General features: G+C 46.7%; 16 protein-coding genes. 4 read left to right on the top strand and 12 right to left on the bottom strand.

Features of this window, described 5'->3' with window-relative positions:
- Positions 1–3: 3 nt before the first annotated feature.
- The 12 genes from KVT36_RS15100 to dnaA all read right to left on the bottom strand — a co-directional run bounded on the left by KVT36_RS15100 (position 4) and on the right by dnaA (position 14,951).
- Positions 4–366 (bottom strand): cupin domain-containing protein, encoded by a 363-nt coding sequence (locus tag KVT36_RS15100; protein WP_217604315.1) that lies wholly within the window; start codon positions 364–366, stop codon positions 4–6.
- 5 nt (positions 367–371) lie between these two features.
- The gene (locus KVT36_RS15095; RefSeq protein ID WP_217604314.1) at positions 372–1,052 is read right to left on the bottom strand and encodes a hypothetical protein; all 681 of its coding nucleotides are present in this window, start codon (positions 1,050–1,052) and stop codon (positions 372–374) included.
- Positions 1,053–1,111: 59 nt separating this feature from the next.
- The gene (locus KVT36_RS15090) at positions 1,112–1,924 is read right to left on the bottom strand and encodes a helix-turn-helix domain-containing protein (RefSeq protein WP_217604313.1); all 813 of its coding nucleotides are present in this window, start codon (positions 1,922–1,924) and stop codon (positions 1,112–1,114) included.
- A 27-nt stretch (positions 1,925–1,951) separates the two neighbouring features.
- Positions 1,952–2,890 carry an AraC family transcriptional regulator gene (locus tag KVT36_RS15085; RefSeq protein WP_217604312.1) on the bottom strand — a complete coding sequence of 313 codons (939 nt, stop codon included), beginning with the start codon at positions 2,888–2,890 and terminating at the stop codon, positions 1,952–1,954.
- Positions 2,891–3,042: 152 nt separating this feature from the next.
- Positions 3,043–3,267, bottom strand: a complete 225-nt coding sequence (locus KVT36_RS15080) for a hypothetical protein (RefSeq protein ID WP_217604311.1) — start codon at positions 3,265–3,267, stop codon at positions 3,043–3,045.
- 218 nt (positions 3,268–3,485) lie between these two features.
- On the bottom strand, positions 3,486–4,499 hold the full coding sequence (locus tag KVT36_RS15075; protein WP_217604310.1) for an AraC family transcriptional regulator: 1,014 nt from the start codon (positions 4,497–4,499) through the stop codon (positions 3,486–3,488).
- A 151-nt stretch (positions 4,500–4,650) separates the two neighbouring features.
- Positions 4,651–6,489, bottom strand: coding sequence for an alkaline phosphatase (locus KVT36_RS15070; protein WP_217604309.1), 1,839 nt, complete (start codon positions 6,487–6,489; stop codon positions 4,651–4,653).
- Between the two features lie 114 nt (positions 6,490–6,603).
- Positions 6,604–8,103 carry a RagB/SusD family nutrient uptake outer membrane protein gene (locus tag KVT36_RS15065; RefSeq protein WP_217604308.1) on the bottom strand — a complete coding sequence of 500 codons (1,500 nt, stop codon included), beginning with the start codon at positions 8,101–8,103 and terminating at the stop codon, positions 6,604–6,606.
- A 66-nt stretch (positions 8,104–8,169) separates the two neighbouring features.
- Positions 8,170–11,547, bottom strand: coding sequence for a TonB-dependent receptor (locus KVT36_RS15060; protein ID WP_217604307.1), 3,378 nt, complete (start codon positions 11,545–11,547; stop codon positions 8,170–8,172).
- Between the two features lie 117 nt (positions 11,548–11,664).
- Positions 11,665–12,594 carry a FecR domain-containing protein gene (locus KVT36_RS33185; protein ID WP_217604306.1) on the bottom strand — a complete coding sequence of 310 codons (930 nt, stop codon included), beginning with the start codon at positions 12,592–12,594 and terminating at the stop codon, positions 11,665–11,667.
- A 197-nt stretch (positions 12,595–12,791) separates the two neighbouring features.
- Positions 12,792–13,343, bottom strand: a complete 552-nt coding sequence (locus tag KVT36_RS15050; RefSeq protein ID WP_217604305.1) for an RNA polymerase sigma factor — start codon at positions 13,341–13,343, stop codon at positions 12,792–12,794.
- Between the two features lie 174 nt (positions 13,344–13,517).
- Positions 13,518–14,951, bottom strand: a complete 1,434-nt coding sequence (gene dnaA / locus KVT36_RS15045) for a chromosomal replication initiator protein DnaA (RefSeq protein ID WP_217604304.1) — start codon at positions 14,949–14,951, stop codon at positions 13,518–13,520.
- A gap of 551 nt (positions 14,952–15,502) precedes the next feature.
- Between dnaA and KVT36_RS15040 the strand changes: the two genes are divergently transcribed.
- The 4 genes from KVT36_RS15040 (at position 15,503) to KVT36_RS15025 (ending at position 18,789) form a co-directional block, all read left to right on the top strand.
- Entirely contained in the window at positions 15,503–15,895 is a 393-nt protein-coding gene (locus tag KVT36_RS15040) for a DUF3127 domain-containing protein (protein WP_089906378.1), read from the top strand.
- 118 nt (positions 15,896–16,013) lie between these two features.
- The gene (locus tag KVT36_RS15035; protein ID WP_217604303.1) at positions 16,014–17,579 is read left to right on the top strand and encodes an NAD(P)/FAD-dependent oxidoreductase; all 1,566 of its coding nucleotides are present in this window, start codon (positions 16,014–16,016) and stop codon (positions 17,577–17,579) included.
- A 96-nt stretch (positions 17,580–17,675) separates the two neighbouring features.
- Entirely contained in the window at positions 17,676–18,188 is a 513-nt protein-coding gene (locus KVT36_RS15030) for an RNA polymerase sigma factor (protein WP_217604302.1), read from the top strand.
- The gene (locus KVT36_RS15025) at positions 18,178–18,789 is read left to right on the top strand and encodes a hypothetical protein (protein WP_217604301.1); all 612 of its coding nucleotides are present in this window, start codon (positions 18,178–18,180) and stop codon (positions 18,787–18,789) included. Before KVT36_RS15030 ends, KVT36_RS15025 begins: the two co-directional genes overlap by 11 nt.
- The last annotated feature ends 55 nt before the right edge of the window (positions 18,790–18,844 follow it).

Genomic DNA, 18,844 nt, shown 5'->3' with positions numbered 1-18,844 from the left:
ATTTTACACCCATTGCAGATCCTTCACCGTTCTTTCATGATCCACATTGCCTGTATGTAAAGTAGCTTTGGGCTCTATCAGCATAATCCATACTTCCTCCCCGTTAGTGCGCGGGTTATGCTCCACACCTTTGGGCACAATGATCATTTCGCCTTCTTTTACTTCCACCATTTTATCGCGGAAATGCATGAACAGCGTACCTTTGAAAACCAGGAACATTTCATCTTCATTATCATGGCTGTGCCATACAAATTCATCCTGTACCTTGGCCAGTTTTACATATTGGCCATTCAGCTCGCCAATGATCCTGGGCGACCATTGTTCTGTAAATAATCCGTATTTCTCTCTGATGTTTATGTTATCCATGAATATTAATTTAACAGGCTTAGATCTGCACGGTAGGCCAGCGTTTCAGAGGTAATTCCCGTAATGGTGTGCTGCTTTAAAGTGCTTTCCATACGTTGTATTTCCTCCGGCAGGCTTTCGCTTAACCCGTACAATTCAAAGTTACTAAAACCAAGCAATAAGATCAGCTGGTTAACCGGCCCGCCGTCTGTTAGCCGGTATACCAGGAAACGGCAGTCCTGGTAGCTGCGTTTTAGGCCGGCCAGCAGTTTGGCGCCCTCATTCATATCACTTACCTGTAAGGTGAGCATCCGCAAAAATTTGGAATGCAGCAGGGTGCTGTCCCCGGTACTGAGGGTGCTTAAAAAAGCCGCTTTGTATGCCAGCTTAAAATCGGCATAAGGTTCTACGTTCAACTGGTTATCTGCCCCATCGCCGGCGGGGTTTACACGATGGTCAAAATCACGCCAGGCATGGCCAAAAGTAGCATCCAGGAACTGCCCGTAACGCGGGCCGGAAATAAAATACCAGCCATACCAGCTCCAGGTATCACCATTGCTTTGGTGCCATACCAGGTGTTTTTTATAACCGGTTTCAAAAGCGGCCGTTTGCCCGTTCTTAGGCTGCCATAGCGCAAACTGTGCTATGTGCTGCTGGGCCAGTAATGTGTTGCAAAAGAAGAATGGCAGGAAGAAGAGTACTTTCATTTTTTTAATACAAACCTAGCCAACCGGCCCGGCGCAAAATTGTAAAAAAATGAACTGCCTTACATGCCGGTAAAATGGTTGCTAATGATATTCACCTCGTTAAAATATGCTTTAGGCAATTTGCCGGTAAAGGTTTTGAATAATTTTATCAGGTGCGACTGGTCATAAAAGCTGGCCTCATAGGTGCAGTCAGTAAGGCTTTTGCCAGGGTGCTGCTCCCGGTAATGGATAAAATAATTGAGCTTAATAATATGGCACAGCGTTTTAGGGGTGATCCCTACGAATTTTTTAAAGGAGGTATCCAGGTGTTTAACAGAAACGCCGGTGGCCTGTATTAACCGGTCTACTTTTACATTCCCTTTCTCTTGCAATATTAAGCCCACAGCAGCATTTACATAATCAAACCCTTTGCCGGTGTTAAGGGCCGCTACCTGTTTGGTCAGCAGTTTTTCAAAACGGGCAAAGGTGCGGGCGGGGTTTTCCGTAATACAATGGCGCAGGGCATCTGCCGCAGGTACATCATTTAACGGGAGCAGCTGCCCGGTAAGCAGGTCAGCAGGAAAATTAAATAGTAAAGCCAGTGTATGCGGGTAAAACCGGATGCCGTATAACATAGCGCCCGCCTGCAATTGCAGCATATAGCTGTACAGGTTTTGCCCGGCAAAAAAAGCATCCGGCTCATAACCGCAGTTATGCAGTTCCGGGTTTCTTTGGGCAATGTACGGCTCCATATGAAAAATGATCTCATGGTGCCCGTCTGGTATAATATCTTCTACATACGGCTGTTGAATGCCGGCATCAACCCGCAGGCACCAGAACGATTTGATGAAGGGCGCTAATGCAGCTGGAATATAGGTTTGAACAGATACCATGCAGCAAAAATACGCCACACCATCTTATCAGGAGGCATTACGGCGGTATTTTTTATACGATTTCAGGAAGCCGGATTTATCGGCATACCCTACTTCATCGGCAATATCTTCCAGGCTCAGGGAAGCATTGCCCCGCATCCAGGCTGCTTTTTTCATACACTCCTCCCGTACAAATTCATGCAGGGTTTGATGGAAGGTTTCCTTAAAATATCTTTTCAGGGTAGACTGGCTCATGTTATACTTCCTGGCAAAGTAGGCCAGCGTATGCTGCTGTATATGCGGGTTCAGAAGTATCTCCTCCCGCATGGTAATGAGCGTGCCGGTGTAATAGGAGGCCCGTAGCTGTTTCATACATTCCGCGTCATTTAAGGATTTACGATACAGGTTCAGCAGATTGCTGATGCCGGTGCTGAGCTCTACCAGCAGGTTGCCGCCGGATTCTTTGCATTGCAGCATACTGGCAAGTACATCATGCACCCGGTAATTCATTTGCCGTGGGGTAAGGCAGCAGCCTTCTTCGCTGGCAGTGCGCAGGTGGGTTAGCGCTCTTTTCATATCTTCCCGGCTGGCTGACAGCTCATCCAGCATAAGGCCGTCCGGTACAATATGTATCAGCTCAAATTCCCCGGCCCCCAGGTGAAGTTCGTGTATGCCTGCAGGTAAGTAAAAGAAATTGAACTGGCCTGTTTGCAAGGTGCTTTCACCATGCCCTTTAATATTGCTGCTGACCGGGCCCATAATAGCCAATTGCAATACCGCTGTGCCTACCGGGCAGCGGAAATAGGTAATTGCCGCCTGCTCTGTAATGAAGCGCTGAATATAAATACGGTAACGTTTGTACATAAATGTCTGCAGCAGCAGGTGCCCAAAATCATGTTTTGTATAGCTGGCCGTAGCCCAGCCGGCAATGAAAGGCATCAGCCTCTCGGGTACATCCGTGGGTGTACCTTTTGGAAAAATTTCCATAGATGAAAAGCTTTACCTGGCGCTGTTGTAGCCGCCCCGCCATTACAGCAGGTGTTTGGGGTGCTTTTTTAATGAGTGATCTCCCTGAAATAATTTCAGCGGCCGGGAGATGGCGCAGGTGTGGTTAAAGATCCTATCGTTTGTTATTGCTGTTATTTGGCTTCCTGCTGCTGATACATTTGCTCTAATGCAGCCAGGAACAGCTTTCCCACAGCATCTCGGAAAAACTGTTCAGTGGCTTCCTGTGCAGATGGGTTATAATGTTCCATACTACTAAGAATTTTCTGCATAGCTGGGGTAATGGCGCCGCTACCTGATACAGTACCGGCATTCAGATCAGCGGGAGGCCCTTGCGGAACTACAGGCTTTTTGTACATAGGCTTATAGTATTAGTTTGCTCAACAAATACAAATAGCATGAGAAAATAAGATCCAGGGAAAAAATGAGTAATAAATGATACGGTATTATTCTGTGTTTGTTTAATGGTAATTTTGAGTGACTTCCTTCGCCTGAACAAATTTCTTTAAATCAATTGTTACCTGCTTGTAGTATTTAAGGAGAATGGCTTGTAATTTTTACCAACCTGATGCGTTTTTCATTGCAGATCCTTGTCTGTACTGCTTTTTACCCTTTTTTGGTATTCAGTAGGCGTAAGGCCTAATTGTTTTTTAAAAGTGTTGGTGAAATAAGCCGCATCTGAGTAGCCCACGGTATAAGCCACATCAATAATGTTCATTTTCCCATCTGCCAGCAACATGCAGGCTTTTTTCATACGTTGATCCTGGATAAAGGATTTAATGGTTTGCTGGTGCACTTTCTTGAACTCTTTTTCCATTACCTGCAGCTGCAATCCCATTTTACCGGCCATCTGCCCTATCATCAGCGGGTTTTCCAGGTTCTCTGTAATATAGCTGGCCAGCTGCCGCATTTCTTTTTCATACCTGTTACCATTCACCACTGCCAGCTGCTGGCAGTCATCCAGCGCATGCAGGTATAACAGCATCAGGTCATTGATGCGGGCCTGGTAATATAGCTTACGGCGGTGCCCCTGTAGCTCGCAATGTTTTATTTTCCCGATCTGGTCCAGGGCCTGCAGGCTTAACGGGCAGGTGCCGGCATTACTGCCTTGGGGGGCAGCCTGCTCCAGCTGCTGGAGCTGCTCACTCAAAAGAGAGCCGTTCTGTGAAAAATTAGACAGGTAATTTGCTGAAAGGCCTATCTGGAAAGATTCATAATAGCCTTTGGAAAACAGGGCCGTATTGCCTTTGCCGGCCGGTACATAAAAGAACTGTATTGCATTTTCACGAAGCAGCACTTCGCCAAAACCGCTTAATACAGTAGGTACTGAGCCAGACAGCATGCAGTGCAGCACGCCCAGCGGCTCCTGAGCTACGGGGTATATACGTACCATTTTAGATATAAAGAATTGCGCCTGCTGTACGATCCATTCTCCATTTTCTATCATCTGCCGCAACACAGTGCCAAAAGGGCCCTGCATGCATTCCGTATAGGTAGCACCCGGTAAACGGTGCTGCTGGTAATGTTTGGGGATCTCATTGCTCACAGAGGTATATGCCGCCGTTTTACTTGAAACGTGGTATTGCATCATGTGCATTAATTGAAGGGTCAAAAATAGAGGCGAAAGTTCCTGGTCGTTATATCCCTTCTATGTGTGTACTTGTGGTGCAGGTGTAAGATGAGGGTTCTTGCCGCAATACATTTGCAGTAAGCACAATATTTATTGTCCGTATTAGCTGGATCTACTTACGTACTGATAGTATTTTCATGATCTTTTCAAAAAGCTCCGTATTCTCATACACGCCCCTGAAGTCCAGGGAATGCGGGCCATAGGCAAAAACCGGCACCATTACGGCAGTATGGTCATTGGTGCTGAAATGGCCGCTTACATATCCTTTTCGTATATCGCCGCCTAACAGGCTCAGTCCACCCGTTTCATGATCCGCAGTTACAATCACCAGTGTTTCACCATTGGTATCTGCAAATTCCATAGCGGCGCCTATTGCTTTATCAAAATCCATCATCTCTGTAACATTATAGGGCACATTGTTGGCATGGCCGCCGGCATCTATCTGCGCGCCTTCTGCCATTACAAAAAAGCCGTTCCTGTTATCCTGCAAAGTGTGTATGGTTTTCTGTAAAGAGCGGGTCAGGAAATCACCGCGGCCTTTTAATACAGGTACTACGGCGCTATCGTCCAGCAGCAGCCATTTGCGGGTTTGTATGTTGTCCAGCTCTGCAAAACGCGGGTAAAGGGTATAGCCTTTTTGCTGCAGCCGGGGTGTAAGCGGCTGGCCTTTAAGCGGCTGTGTAAAATGCAGCCTGCCGCCGCCTATCATAATGCTCACGGGGCTGTTTAAGAAATCTGCAGCAATGCCATCTTCCATAGCGCGGTCTGCCTGGTGGCCGTAGAAAGCAGCGGGCGTTGCATCCGTAATATCGCCGGCGCTGATCAGCGCACTTTCCATGCCATAACGCTGTATCAGCTGGGGTATAGGCGGGTGGGCCACGCCGGTAGCATCTACCCCAATGTAACGGTTATTGGTTTTTTGCCCGCTGGCTATGGCAGTAGCGCCGGCAGCAGAATCTGTGATATAGCTATCCGCGGAGCTGGTTTTGGAAAAACCGATATTGATCATCTGCAACAGGTTCAGCTGCCCGCGGTTACCGGTGTAACCGGCATAAATTTCCGTAAGGCCCATGCCATCCCCGATCAGCAGTATCACGTTCTTTACCCTTGATAGCTTATCATTATTTACATAACGCGCTTTGTAAAGCGCATGCGTATTATTTGTAGACTGGTATTCGCCGGAGGGGCGGGTTTCCAGGTATTTTGAAAGCTCATCCAATTGGTCGGTGCCAATATAATCCACGCCCATGTGTGCCAAAGTGATCCAGGTATTTACGTTGTCCGGAGCGCCCCAGAAACGGATCTTTTTATGCAGCTGGTGTACGCTGTCTATCAGCGCCTGTACATGCTTTTCATCTGCAACTACCATTTTGCCCTTCCCATTCCATTTCGTGTACTCCTGGAAGTTATAGCTGAACAGGGGCATGCGCTGTAAGGCGCCCTCGGGGTAGCTTCCCGGCTTGCCATCAAACAGGATATAAGCAGGGTATTGCGCCCATTGCGCTGGTACGGGCTGGCTGCCGCTGATAACGATCTGTACATGCGCATTGCCGGTAATGTCCGGGTATTGCTGCAATTGCTTCACCAGCGTTTGCATGGTGAGCACACTGTCTGTTTTAAAATCGATCAGCAGCTGTAATGGCTTACCATCTTTAAAAGCATTGCCGTTATTTTTCCGGATCATGGCCCGCAGCGGCTGCAGGTATAAAGCGGTCAGTGTACGGCTGCTGTCAATATCTTTTTCATTGTGGGCTACATACAGCTGCCCGTTCCGGGCAAATACATCTGCTTCTATGGAGCCAAAGTTTTTGTAATAAGCGGTATAAAAAGGGAGGAGATGTTCGTAATCGTTATGTGCATGCGCATTAGCAGTGGTATGCGTAATGATTTGCGCATAGGCAGAGGGTAGTATGAGGAGGGCGAATAAAATATTCCGGATGTGTTGTTGCATAAATATGGCTGCTGTTTAAATGAAAAAGATCAATTACGAACTACGAATTTAATAATCGGTTTGATCATCTTTCATAGTTCGTAATTGATCATACTATTAAAAATTATGAACGGTTTACCAGCCCGTGTTCTGGGTTACAATACCGCCACTGTTGTCGATCTCACTTTGCGGCACGGGCCAAACGTTATGGATGGCCGGGTTAAAAGTGCGGGCGGGCCACACTTCGCGCCCACCGGTGCCGTGCAGCGCTTTGCTGTAGGCAGCCTGCGCATCGCCCCAGCGTACCAGGTCATAATGGCGGTTGGCCCACTCACCGGCCAGCTCACAGCGGCGCTGTTTTTTCAGCTCGTCCATGGTAGCATTGGTTACATTGGCTAACCCTGCCCGGTGGCGGATCTGGTTGATCTCCACATCTGCATTTTTACCCTGCATCAGCTTGGCTTCTGCTTTTATGAGAATGATCTCCGCATAGCGCAGCAGCGGCACACACAGGTCCGTAGTAGGGTGGTCGCCGTTAGGGCTCAGGTGAATGGCGTTGGCATAGCTGAAAGGCTCCATGTATTTGCGGAACTGGTAGCCGGAAAGGCTGTTCAGCGATCCGTACACGGTATCTTTTCCCCAAAAGGTAAAATGATCGCCGGGTTTAAGAATGGTGGCTTCCCTGCGTTTATCGCCGGTTTCATAGGCGTCATACAGCTCTTTGGTAGGCATGTAATAACCCCAGCCGTTGTACTTACCCCAGCCTTTGTTTTCCAGCATTACACCAGGCAGTATGCTGCCCCAGCCACCGGTGCCTTTCATGGTGGAGTAAGCGCTCCAGATGTATTCTTTAGACCAGTTGTTGGCAATGGTGAACACATCGCTGAAGTTATCCAACAGCTGGTGTTTGCCGCTTAAGATCACAGAATCTGCATACTGTTCTGCATGCGCATAATCCTTTTTATACAGGAACATTTTGCTCAGGAATGCCAGGGCCGCTGTTTTATGCGGGCGGCCATAGTCTGCCTGCGCCAGCTGATCAAAATAAGGCAGCAGGGCAGATGCCTGTTTCAGTTCCTTCTCTGCATATTCATACACTATATCTGCGCTGGCTGCACGGGGAATAGGTTTATCATTCAACAGGCTGTCGCGGTTAACAATGGGTACACCGCCATACGTATATGCCAGCTGGAAATACATTAAACCGCTCAGGAAATAAGCTTCCCCTAAAATGCGGTTCTTCAGCGCAGCGTCCATATTAATGGACGGCACTTTCAGGATAACGTCATTGGCGCGTTTGATCACAATGTAGCGCAGCTTCCACTGTCCTTCCGTATAAGAGCCGCCTATAAAGTTGCGGTTAAAGTTCTTGATGTTATCACCTTCCGCTTTTATACGGCCGGTAACCATATCGTCGCTGGCATTAATGAACCACCAGTAACCGCGGCCGTAAAAGTTTTCATCGTCAAACTGATCATACATGGCGTTGGCGCCGGCTATGGCGTCTTTATCAGTGGTCCAGAAATTGCCGGTAGTAGGCGAGCCTTCCGGCACAATGTCCAGCTTTTTGTTACAGGCGCCCAGCGCTATAATAACCACCGTTGCCCAGATCAAATTCTTTATAATCATTTTCATATTATCATTCAATTTTTTAATCATCAAATGCCTTCAGCTTTATGCTTTCTGCTTTGCGCTTTCAGCCTAAAAATTAACATTCAACCCAACCAATACGCTGCGTGCCTGCGGGTAGCGGCCGGCGTCTATGCCGTATTGGTCCATACCTACTTCGGGATCAAAACCTTTATACTTGGTAAAGGTGTACAGGTTATTAGCAGTAACGTATACACGTAAACTGTTTAAGCCAACGCGTTTGGTAAGTATGCCCGGTAAGGTATAACCCAGCGTTACGTTCTTAATACGCAGGTAAGATCCGTTCTCAATATACCAGTCAGAGGTGGTGCCGTAGTTGCCGTTGGCATCACTGGCATTAATGCGCGGTATATTGCTGTTGGGGTTTTCCGGTGTCCATGCATTCAGAATGCCGGAGAGCATGTTGTAGTTAGTACCAATGCTGGCGTTCATGTTAGTGTACTTCAGCGCATTGAATAATTTATTGCCCTGTACACCCTGCATGAACAGGTTCAGGTCAAAACCCTTATAGCTGGCGTTAAAGCTAAATCCATAGGTGAAATCAGGATAGGGGCTGCCTGCAAACTGGCGGTCATCATTCGTGATCATACCATCGCCGTTCTTGTCTACAAAACGGATATCACCTGGTTTGGCATTGGGCTGTATCAGATCACCATCCTTGTTCTTATAATTATTTACCTCTTCCTGTGTTTTGAAAATGCCATCGGTTTTTACCACGTAGTAAGAATACAGCGGATGGCCGGTTTCAATACGGATGGGGGTAAGGCTGCTGCGCACGTTAATGCTGTTGGGCAAAGTGGTTCTGCCTTCATCCAGCGCCAGCAGCTTGTTATTTAGCTTGGTTAAAGTAACGCCTGCGCTGTATTGAAAGTCTTTACCGCTGCTGCCGTTATAGTTCAATCCCAGCTCAATACCATTGTCGCGGAACTTACCGGCATTTTTCCATGCACCGTTGGTTACGCCGGCAGTGCTGGGCGGTGCGGTTTGCATCAGCATTTTTTCAGTGGTCTTCACAAAATAATCTGCCACTAATGAAAGGCTGTTGTTAAACAGGCCAATGTCTGTACCAATGTTCACCTGGCGGGAGTTAGCCCAGGTAAGGTAGGGGTTAGACAGTGCATCTTCCGCGTAGCCCCCTACCTGCGTAGGATCAGCGCCTATAAAGATCTGTGTGGATTTCATGGGAATGCTTACCGCGTTGCTGGGCAGGCTGGCCAGGTTGCCTAACAGGCCATAGCTGCCGCGCAGCTTCAGAAAGTTGAGCCATTTAATATCATGTAAAAAATCTTCTTCTGTAAGCACCCAGCCACCGGAAACAGAGTAATAATTCTCATAACGGTGATCGGCTGCTACGCGGGAAGTACCATCCCTTCGGCCTAACAGCGTAAACAGGTATTTGCTCCGGTAATCATAGTTCACACGGCCCAGGTATGATTCAATGGCCCATTTATCTTTTCCGCTGGAAGGTTTGTTGAGGATGGTGGCGTTATCAAAATAACGGTACTCATTCCGTTCATCGTTAAAGCCGTTGGCATATACGGTCAGGTAATCGCCATCATGCTGTTGGAAGGTATAACCGGCCAGCACGTTCAGGTGATGATCGCCCAGCTGTTTGTTATAGGTAAGTGTTTGCTCTGAGAGGAGCTCGGAAAAGTTATTGATCTGCTGGCGCAGCTCATTGCTGTTGCTGATCTTACCGATCTCCGGTGCTTTGGTGGCAAAGCTCTTGGCGTTATCGAACGATTTGGTAACTGCAAAGTTGGAGCGGAACAGCAGGTCTTTGGTGAGCTGCACTTCTGCATAAGGGTTCAGGTTAATATTGCTTACTGGTTCTTTATAATCCAGGCGTTGCAATATAGCTACCGGGTTAGCCAGGTCGCCATAAGCGCCGGCATATTGTTCAGGCATGCCGCTGAAAGCGCCGGTAGATGTATAAGGTGTTACATTACGCGGGTAACCCAATGCGGTATAAATAACACCGGTGTAAGGGCTGGTGGTGTTAGTGCCGTTACCATTCGTGTAAGTGTAGGAAAGGTTTTCACCGATCTTTAACCAGGGCTTGATCTGCGCATCGGAATTCATGCGGAAGGAGTAGCGCTCACTATAAGTGTTCAGCAAAATGCCTTCGCCTTTGCGGTAGCCAAAACCCATGTAGTAGTGTGATTTGGCATTACCGCCATTTACATTCACATTGTAGTCCTGGATCTTACCGGTGCGAAAAATTTCATCCAGCCAGTTGGTGCGGGTAATTTGTCCGTCGGGGTATTTGCTGGCGTCAAATGCATCCAGGCGCGGGTTGCCGGCTGCATCAGCAGCTGTGTTCATTACATCTGCAAACTGTTTGGCAGTAAGGGTATTTAATTTTTTGGCCGCCATCTGGAAACCTGCCTTGGCATCCAGCGTAACGGTGGCAGCGCCTTCTTTTCCTTTTTTAGTAGTAATGATCACTACACCGCCGGATGCGCGTGCGCCGTAAATAGCGGCAGCAGCGTCTTTCAGCACGTTCATGGATGCAATGTCATTCGGGTTAATAGGGCCGCCGGTATAAATAGCGCCGTCCACAACGTACAGCGGATCTTCCCCGTTAATGCCACCCAGGCCGCGTATATATACTTTAGGCACAGAGGTAGGATCGCCACCCTGGTTTTGTACTATTACGCCCGGGGCTTTGCCCTGTAAGGCTTCTGCAAGATCGTTCAGGGAGCGGGAGCTGAGCTTATCCAGCTGCACATCTGCTACTGCGCCGGAAAGTGTGGCTTTACGCTGGGTGCCATAACCTACTACTACCAGCTGGTCCAGGTTCAGCGCATTTTCTTCCAGCAGAATGGTAAAGCTGCGTTGTGCGCCTACCGGCACTTCTGCTGTTTTAAAACCTACCATGCTAACCTGTAATACCAGGTTGTCAGCAGCGGCTACGGACAGGGTAAAACGTCCGCCTGCATCTGTGCTGGTGCCGGTGGTAGTGCCTTTCACCACAACCGTAGCGCCTATTAACGGGCCGTTCTTATCTGCAACTGTACCGGCAAGGGTGATCTTTTCCGCTACCTGTTGCACAGAGCTGTGCTGCAACATTTCCTTATCATAAATAAGAATGGTGTTGTAGCGTTCTTCAAAAGTGAGCGACGTATTACGCAGCAGCGCCTGCAAAATATCTTCCACTGCGCTGGCTTTGTAAGTACCGGCAGTAACAGATACTTTCTGCAGGGCAGTTTCATCGTAGGCGAGGCTGATACCTGCCGTGGTCTCTAATTTCTTTAAAGCGCTGGAAAGGCTGCCGGCAGGTACCTGTAGCTGGCGTACTACTTTTTTAAGCACCTGTGCGGAGCCGGGTAAGGCCATGGCTACTGCGCTCACCAGCATCAGGGCCAGTGAGGCCGCAAAGGCCAAACGGTAAAAAGCGGAATGCAATAGTGGTCTGTTTTTTTCCATATGGGTAATTGTTAAGGTCATGACAAGGCTATTAGCTTTTAGCGGGCTTATTTTTTACGCTAAGAGCTGCAGGTAGTTTTTTCTTAAATAATAGTCAGTGGTGCGTTATAGCTAAGCTTAATAAACAGTTAGTTGATGTTGCTGCATACGGAAGCGGATTTTTGGTTTATAACTTATTTTTTCTACGATAGTTAATACCTGCTCCAAAGGCATAGCTGCCTGTAAGCGAAGGGTGTAATTCCCCTGCTGTGTATTTAGCCGTGTATGGGGCGTAATGCCATACTGCTCCTGTAACATATATAACAGCTCCTGCAGGCTGGCATTGCGCAGCACAATAGTGCCGCTGGTCCAGGCCAGCGCATCGGGCAGCGCTATACTATCGCGCAGCGCTGTTTTTTCTGCGGCTGGTATGGTAATGCGTTGTGCGGGTGTTAAAATGCCATAGTTATGTACCTGTACCTTACCTGTTATTACGGTTACACGGCAGGCATACAATTGTTTATAGGCAGCTACCGAAAAGGAGGTGCCCAGCACAGTAGTATGTATGCCATTGCTTTCTACGGTAAAAGGTTGCTGCGGATTGGTGCGCACATCAAAAAATGCCTTGCCCTGTAATAATTTAATAGTTCTGCCGCTGCGGGTGTATTGCAGGGTGGTATGTGCCCCCAGCATTACCAGTGAGCTATCCGGCAATAACAGGCGCTGCATGGCTGTGCTGTTGTTCTGCTGCGTAAGCCAGCCTGCCTGTTTGGGCGTAAGCTGCAAACGTAATAAATAAGTGATGCCTGCCAGTATGGTAATGGCAGCTGCTACCTGCACCCAGCGTAAGTGCAGCGGGAGCCTGCGGCGGGAGGGGGCCATGGCTGAAAGAATGTGCTGCAGCATGCTGTTCTTCACCTGCTGTTTTTCTTCTGCGGTAAGTAAGGCCTGTTCCGGGGCTTCCTGCTCCAGCTGATCCAGCCAGCGGTATAACAGCTGGTGCTCCTCCGCAGTGCAAAGGCCTTGTTTGAACTTATCCAGTAAATATAGCAGGGTAGCTTTGTTCACGATACAGCTGTCTTTTATATAAAGACACGGCCGCAAAAGGTTTTAACTATTTTTGAAAAGCGCTTAACAATTCGGTAACATTGGGCGTTATATAGGCAGGATGCTAAAAGTATGAGATAAACGCAAGGCCAGGTACATAAGTAATAAGCACAAGCAGTAGTTAACCGGTATACCCTGTCTCCTCTTTTTTTATATCCTCACAAAAAGAACCAGGCAATTGAATTCCACCTGGTTTTTAAACGTTGTAAAGCAGTATTCAGCTGGTTACGGATGGTTTGTTCGGATGAACCCGTACGGGCGGCTATTTCAGTCACAGACAGGTTTTCAATACGGTGCAGGTAAAATACATTTTTCATTTTCTCCGGCAAAGTATTGATAGACTGCAATAGTTGTTGTTCGGTTTCTTTTCCCTGCAGGTCTTCCAGCAGCGAATTATCGCTATCAAGTACGGCTTGCCGGAACGCAGCTACATGGTGCTCATACACCTGCTGGTCCCGCAATACGTTCAGCAGGCGGTTGCGCAGCGCCTGGCGCAGGTAAGGAGCCACGGCTTTTACCTGTGGCAGTGTGTTATGTTTTTCCCAGAGGTGAATGAATAAGCTTTGCAGGGTATCCTGGGCAAGGGCGGGATCTTTTAATATTTTACAGGCATAGGTAAAAAGGGGCTCCCAGTGTTGGTCAAACAGCTGCTGAAATGCATTTGCATTCCCTTGTTGAACCCTGTCCCATATCGTAGCCTCGTATTGCATATGGCTATTGCCGCTCAAAGATATTGACTGCGTGGAAAGTTTTACGCATGGGCGAATTTATGAAATTGTTAAGGGTTAACAGGAGTATACAAAAGAAAAATGTCCCGGCGTGTGCCGGGACATTTTTTCCAATAAGGTTAGCAGGGTTATGTTGCAGGGATAGGGAGGGCACGCTTACATAGCGGCCAGTTGCACTTTCTGTTGTAATTCAATCACGCTGTCGCGGAAGGTAATATCAGTATCCATCAGGTCTTTCACCGTTTGGCAGGAGTGTATCACCGTAGTGTGGTCACGGCCGCCAAAATGTTCGCCAATGGTCTTTAAAGAATTTTTCGTAAATGATTTGGCCAGGTACATGGTGATCTGGCGGGCCTGTACAATTTCGCGCTTGCGTGTTTTCTGCAGCAGCTTATCATAAGGCACATCAAAATATTCGCACACCATTTTCTGGATGCTTTCAATAGTGATCTCTTTGGAAGATGTTTTCACAAAGGATTTCAGCACGCGTTTGGCCAGCTCCAGGTCAATCTCTTTCCGGTTCAGGGAAGATTGTGCCAGCAGGGATATTAATGCGCCTTCCAGCTCGCGTACATTGCTTTGTATATTATAAGCCACATACTTGATCACTTCTTTCGGCATCTCCAGCCCATCGTTACGCATCTTCATTTCCAGGATCTCCATGCGCGTTTCAAAATCAGGCACCTGCATGTCAGCGCTCAGGCCCCAGCGGAAACGGCTCAGTAATCTTTCCTGTAAACCATCCAGGTCTTTGGGCGGCTTATCAGAAGTTAAGATCAGCTGTTTACCGGATTGGTGCAGGTGGTTGAAGATGGCAAAAAAAGCATCCTGCGTTTTTTCAGCACGGGCAAAGAACTGTATATCATCTACTATTAATACATCTATCAGCTGATAGAAATGTATGAAGTCATTAATAATACTGTTCTTGGAGTGATCAATAAACTGGTTAATGAATTTCTCCGCGCTTACATATAATACCGCCTTGTTGGGATGTACTCTTTTTACCTCGTTCCCAATAGCCTGTGCAAGGTGTGTTTTGCCTAAGCCAACACCACCATATACTACTAAGGGGTTAAACGAAGTACCGCCTGGTTTCTCCGAAACAGTTTTACCTGCCCTGCGGGCTACGCGGTTACAGTCACCTTCTATAAAGGAATCAAAGGTGTAATTAGGATTGAGCTGTGAATCAATCTGTACACGTTTAATGCCCGGTATAACAAAAGGATTCTTAACCGGATTCTGTATGGTTAACGGGAAGTCCACTTCACTGTCTTTCTGGAGCTTCGTGAACTGCGTAGGCATATTCACCGTTTTGGGATGCTGGTGTGGTGTTCCATTTTCAACTACTATTCTGTACTCTAACCTCGCCTCTTTACCTAATTCCCTTTTGATGGTCTTTCCTAACAGTCCAACGTAATGCTCTTCCAGATATTCATAAAAAAACTGACTGGGGACTTGGATCGTTAAAACATTGTTTTCAAGTTTGATGGGCTTAATAGGTTCAAACCAGGTTTTAAATGGCTGCCATTCCACAATATCCCTAATTATATTAAGACACCTTTCCCAAACTTGTTCGCAAGTTTTATTCATTGAGATTAAAAAAATTATATTGTTGTTAATTAAGGATGTTCTCGAATTTCAAAATTTCCCAACAGTGGATGTCAGAAAATTTTCAGACAGGACGACGAATATCTGTAGAAAATGTTGAAAAAAAAAATTTTCCTACCCTTGTTTATCTCCATCTGTTTACAGTCTTTGTCCTCCTGTTCGGTGTTACTTTTCCCTTTGTTTATGCGTTGATTTTCATTGTGTACTACACTAGTATAATAAAGGTAAAATACACTGGTCTGATATACAGTTGCTTCTAATTTTGATTAACCTGTTTACCATAGATATGCTATATGAAAGATAAAATAACATGGTACAAAAAAAATGATGTTTACAACTCGTTAACAAAGTTCAACGCGGGTGTAAAACTATGTTAGTATCTGCATTAAAAAAAATGTCGTTCCTGTATCAAATACCGTGCAAATTTATTATATGAACGCCGGGCGGTGCATAGCCTGTGTAAAATTTAATTTCCGGTGAATCCTTTCAAAAGCCTATCTTTGGCGCATCTGAACAGTTAAAAAAATATTTTTATGAGTTTTGAAATCATAGGAAAGCTGATCGTAAAATATAATACGGTTCAACGCAGTGAAACCTTTAAAACAAGGGAGTTCGTTATTGAGAAATCAGATGATATCAATGGCCGGGTTATTAATAACTATATTAAGTTCCAGTGCGTACAGGACCGCACCGGTATTGTAGACCGTTATAACGAAGGCGAAACCGTAAAAGTATATTTTAATATTAAAGGCACCCGCTGGGAAAAAGATGGTAAAGTGAACTATATCACTAACCTGGATGCGTGGCGTATGGAGTCTGTAGTAGCCGGCGCAGCGCCAGGTGCAGACCGCATGCCTAACTATAATACCTCCCAGGAAGTACCGGCCTCCCAAAGCGGAGGAGATTCTGATGATCTTCCGTTCTAAGTATAACTACTTAAATGAATAGTAAAAGGTGAGAGGTGATTCATTCACTTTTCACCTTTCACTTTTTCCCCTGCCATACATAATGGCTGCATTGTTTTAGGATAAATACCTAACCTGCATGATACAACAGCTCTCTTTAAAATTATTGCCGCAGGAAGCGGCCTCAGATACCGCCATCACCCAACAGGCGGCAGCAGCCCTGGGCATCCCCGCCCGCAATATTACCGGTTACAACATCTTAAAACGTTCCATTGATGCCCGCTCCCGGCAGCAGGTATATTATATATTAACGTTACAGGTATTTGCAGATGAGCCCTTCCATGCACGCGAAGTTTTCATACCATCATATGAGATGCTTGCCCCCAACGCACCGCGCGTAGTAATTATAGGCGCAGGGCCGGCAGGATTATTTGCCGCATTACACCTCATCAGCGCGGGTATTAAACCCATTGTGCTGGAACGCGGGCCGGATGTGCGTACCCGCCGCCGCGACCTGGCCGCATTAAATAAGAACGGTGAAATAAATCCTGAATCCAATTACTGTTTTGGAGAAGGCGGCGCCGGTACCTATTCAGATGGTAAGCTATATACGCGCGCTACAAAGCGTGGAAACGTGGATCACGTGCTCAACGTTTTTGTCCATTTTGGCGCAGCAGAAAAAATACTCTATGAAGCGCATCCGCATATAGGCACTAACAAGCTGCCGCATATTATTACTGCTATGCGTCAGCAGATCATTGATAGCGGAGGCGAAGTACACTTTAATGAAAAGGTGACACAATTACAGTTGCGGAATGGCGCTATCACAGGTGTAAGTACCGTTGCCGGACATACCTTTGATGCAGCGCATGTCATACTGGCTACCGGCCACTCTGCACGTGATATTTTTGAAATGCTGCATCAGCAAAAAATTCTTATTGAAGCCAAACCCTTTGCGTTAGGTGTACGCGTTGAACATCCGCAGGCATTAATAGATAGTGCGCAATACCATTGCGCGGTGCGGGGCGAATACCTGCCGCCTGCCAGTTACAGTTTGGTTGAGCAGGTAGAAGGGCGCGGCGTATTTTCTTTTTGTATGTGCCCCGGTGGCATTATTGCACCCGCTGCTACTAATCCTGGTGAGCTGGTAGTAAATGGATGGTCGCCCTCCAAACGTAATAACCCTTTTGCCAACTCCGGTATGGTAGTAACGGTGGATGAAACAGACTTTGCTCCTTTTGCAGATAAAGGCCCTTTGGCTGCCATGTACTACCAGCAACAGATAGAGCAGCAGGCCTATAAAATGGGCGGCGGCAAATTTGTAGCACCTGCACAACGTATGACGGATTTTGTAAACGGCAAAGTATCCGCCACCCTGCCGGATTGTTCTTATGTACCCGGCGTACACAGCACCAACTTGCGTAATGTATTACCCCCGGCCGTGCACACGCGGCTGGCGGCCGCTTTCAAAGCCTTTGGCCGTAAAATGAAAGGTTATTATACGGACAATGCTATACTGGTGGCCACTGAATCCCGCACTTCCTCGCCGGTACGTATACCCCGCGATAATGATACACTCATGCATCCGCAGATAAAAGGTTTATATCCCTGCGGCGAAGGCGCCGGTTATGCCGGCGGCATTGTATCTGCCGCTATGGATGGAGAACGGGTAGCTGATGCGATCATAAAATTTAATGCAAGATAACTTGTAACAATTCCCCGCTTGCAGCTACTCATCTTATAAATGGATCATAATACCTGGCGCAAATACCACAGCAAAGGGGCTATTATGAATTAAAGCATGGCTACTTTGAACACCAGGGAAACAGCATTCCTTAATCTTATGGAAGTGCATAAAGGCATTATCCATAAAATTTCCAAAATGTATATGGATACCCCGGAAGATCAGCAGGATCTTTTCCAGGAGGTCATATACCAGCTTTGGAGATCCTATGATTCATTTAACAGCCAGAGTAAATTCTCCACCTGGATGTACCGCGTGGCTTTGAATACCGCCGTAGTATTTTTCAGGAAAGAAAATAAGAAGATCAGCAGCATCCCTGAGCTGCCGGAACATATAGCGGTTGAAGAAGATCCGTCAGTCCTCAAAGAGCTGCAGCTGGCGCACTTTTACAAAGCCGTGCAAAAGCTGGATAATATAGAAAAGGCATTGATCTTTTACCACCTGGAAAATTATTCGCACAAAGAAATAGCAGCCAACCTGGGCATCAGTGAAGGCAACACCCGGGTAAAGCTAAACAGGGCCAAAACAAAATTGAAAGCACTTATAAAACAACAAGGTTATGAATTTTGATGAGCTACAGTCTGCCTGGAACAGTGATGAAGGAAAAGATGCCGTGCTGCCGGAAACCTTGCAGCGCCTGAAAAGCGCACACATGCCGGTAACAAAGCTCAGGAAGAATATGCGTACAGAGTTTATTATGCTCATCGTGTTCTTTTTCCTGATGGGATTTTTTCCCCTGCTGTCAATACGTGGTGTGCCGCCTGTTCCCTTTTATGCCATGTATACAGCGCTGATCATGCTTGCAGTGTTTCATCTCACAAAATTCTACCGGTTCTACCAGCGCCTGTATGCCAATACACTCAGCTCAAAAGATAATTTATATGAAGTGTATTATGATATAAAGCTGAATATTGAAATGTATAAATCCTTCAACTATTCCATTATACCCCTGATAATGCTGTACCTGGTAATGGTTATATTGGACCTGGATCATTTAGCTGCTGCGCCGGTTACGCCGCATAAAAAAATGGTGATCATCATCTCCTTTGTGGTTACGTTCATTGCAATGGTAGTTGTAGTAATAGCGCTGGTAGAGTGGTGGGTAGGCTGCTTTTACGGAAAATACCTGCGCCAGGTAGGCAAACTGCTGGATGAGTTACGTGAAGCATAATTTTTTCTTTTATATTGAGTCTTAATTGTAAGTTATTTCCTAACCTTACCTGTTA

It is taken from the genome of Chitinophaga sp. GbtcB8 (genome assembly GCF_019091455.1).
Lineage (GTDB): Bacteria > Bacteroidota > Bacteroidia > Chitinophagales > Chitinophagaceae > Chitinophaga.
The sequence above is the reverse complement of the archived record's forward strand: the minus strand, read 5'-3'. Positions and strand labels throughout refer to the sequence as shown.

Excerpts from the sequence above, each read along its gene's own strand:
- KVT36_RS15100 (WP_217604315.1), bottom strand. The coding sequence starts at position 366 with ATGGATAACATAAACATCAGAGAGAAATACGGATTATTTACAGAACAA.
- KVT36_RS15095 (WP_217604314.1), bottom strand. The coding sequence starts at position 1,052 with ATGAAAGTACTCTTCTTCCTGCCATTCTTCTTTTGCAACACATTACTG.
- KVT36_RS15090 (WP_217604313.1), bottom strand. The coding sequence starts at position 1,924 with ATGGTATCTGTTCAAACCTATATTCCAGCTGCATTAGCGCCCTTCATC.
- KVT36_RS15085 (WP_217604312.1), bottom strand. The coding sequence starts at position 2,890 with ATGGAAATTTTTCCAAAAGGTACACCCACGGATGTACCCGAGAGGCTG.
- KVT36_RS15080 (WP_217604311.1), bottom strand. The coding sequence starts at position 3,267 with ATGTACAAAAAGCCTGTAGTTCCGCAAGGGCCTCCCGCTGATCTGAAT.
- KVT36_RS15075 (WP_217604310.1), bottom strand. The coding sequence starts at position 4,499 with ATGATGCAATACCACGTTTCAAGTAAAACGGCGGCATATACCTCTGTG.
- KVT36_RS15070 (WP_217604309.1), bottom strand. The coding sequence starts at position 6,489 with ATGCAACAACACATCCGGAATATTTTATTCGCCCTCCTCATACTACCC.
- KVT36_RS15065 (WP_217604308.1), bottom strand. The coding sequence starts at position 8,103 with ATGAAAATGATTATAAAGAATTTGATCTGGGCAACGGTGGTTATTATA.
- KVT36_RS15060 (WP_217604307.1), bottom strand. The coding sequence starts at position 11,547 with ATGGAAAAAAACAGACCACTATTGCATTCCGCTTTTTACCGTTTGGCC.
- KVT36_RS15050 (WP_217604305.1), bottom strand. The coding sequence starts at position 13,343 with ATGCAATACGAGGCTACGATATGGGACAGGGTTCAACAAGGGAATGCA.
- dnaA (WP_217604304.1), bottom strand. The coding sequence starts at position 14,951 with ATGAATAAAACTTGCGAACAAGTTTGGGAAAGGTGTCTTAATATAATT.
- KVT36_RS15040 (WP_089906378.1), top strand. The coding sequence starts at position 15,503 with ATGAGTTTTGAAATCATAGGAAAGCTGATCGTAAAATATAATACGGTT.
- KVT36_RS15035 (WP_217604303.1), top strand. The coding sequence starts at position 16,014 with ATGATACAACAGCTCTCTTTAAAATTATTGCCGCAGGAAGCGGCCTCA.
- KVT36_RS15030 (WP_217604302.1), top strand. The coding sequence starts at position 17,676 with ATGGCTACTTTGAACACCAGGGAAACAGCATTCCTTAATCTTATGGAA.
- KVT36_RS15025 (WP_217604301.1), top strand. The coding sequence starts at position 18,178 with ATGAATTTTGATGAGCTACAGTCTGCCTGGAACAGTGATGAAGGAAAA.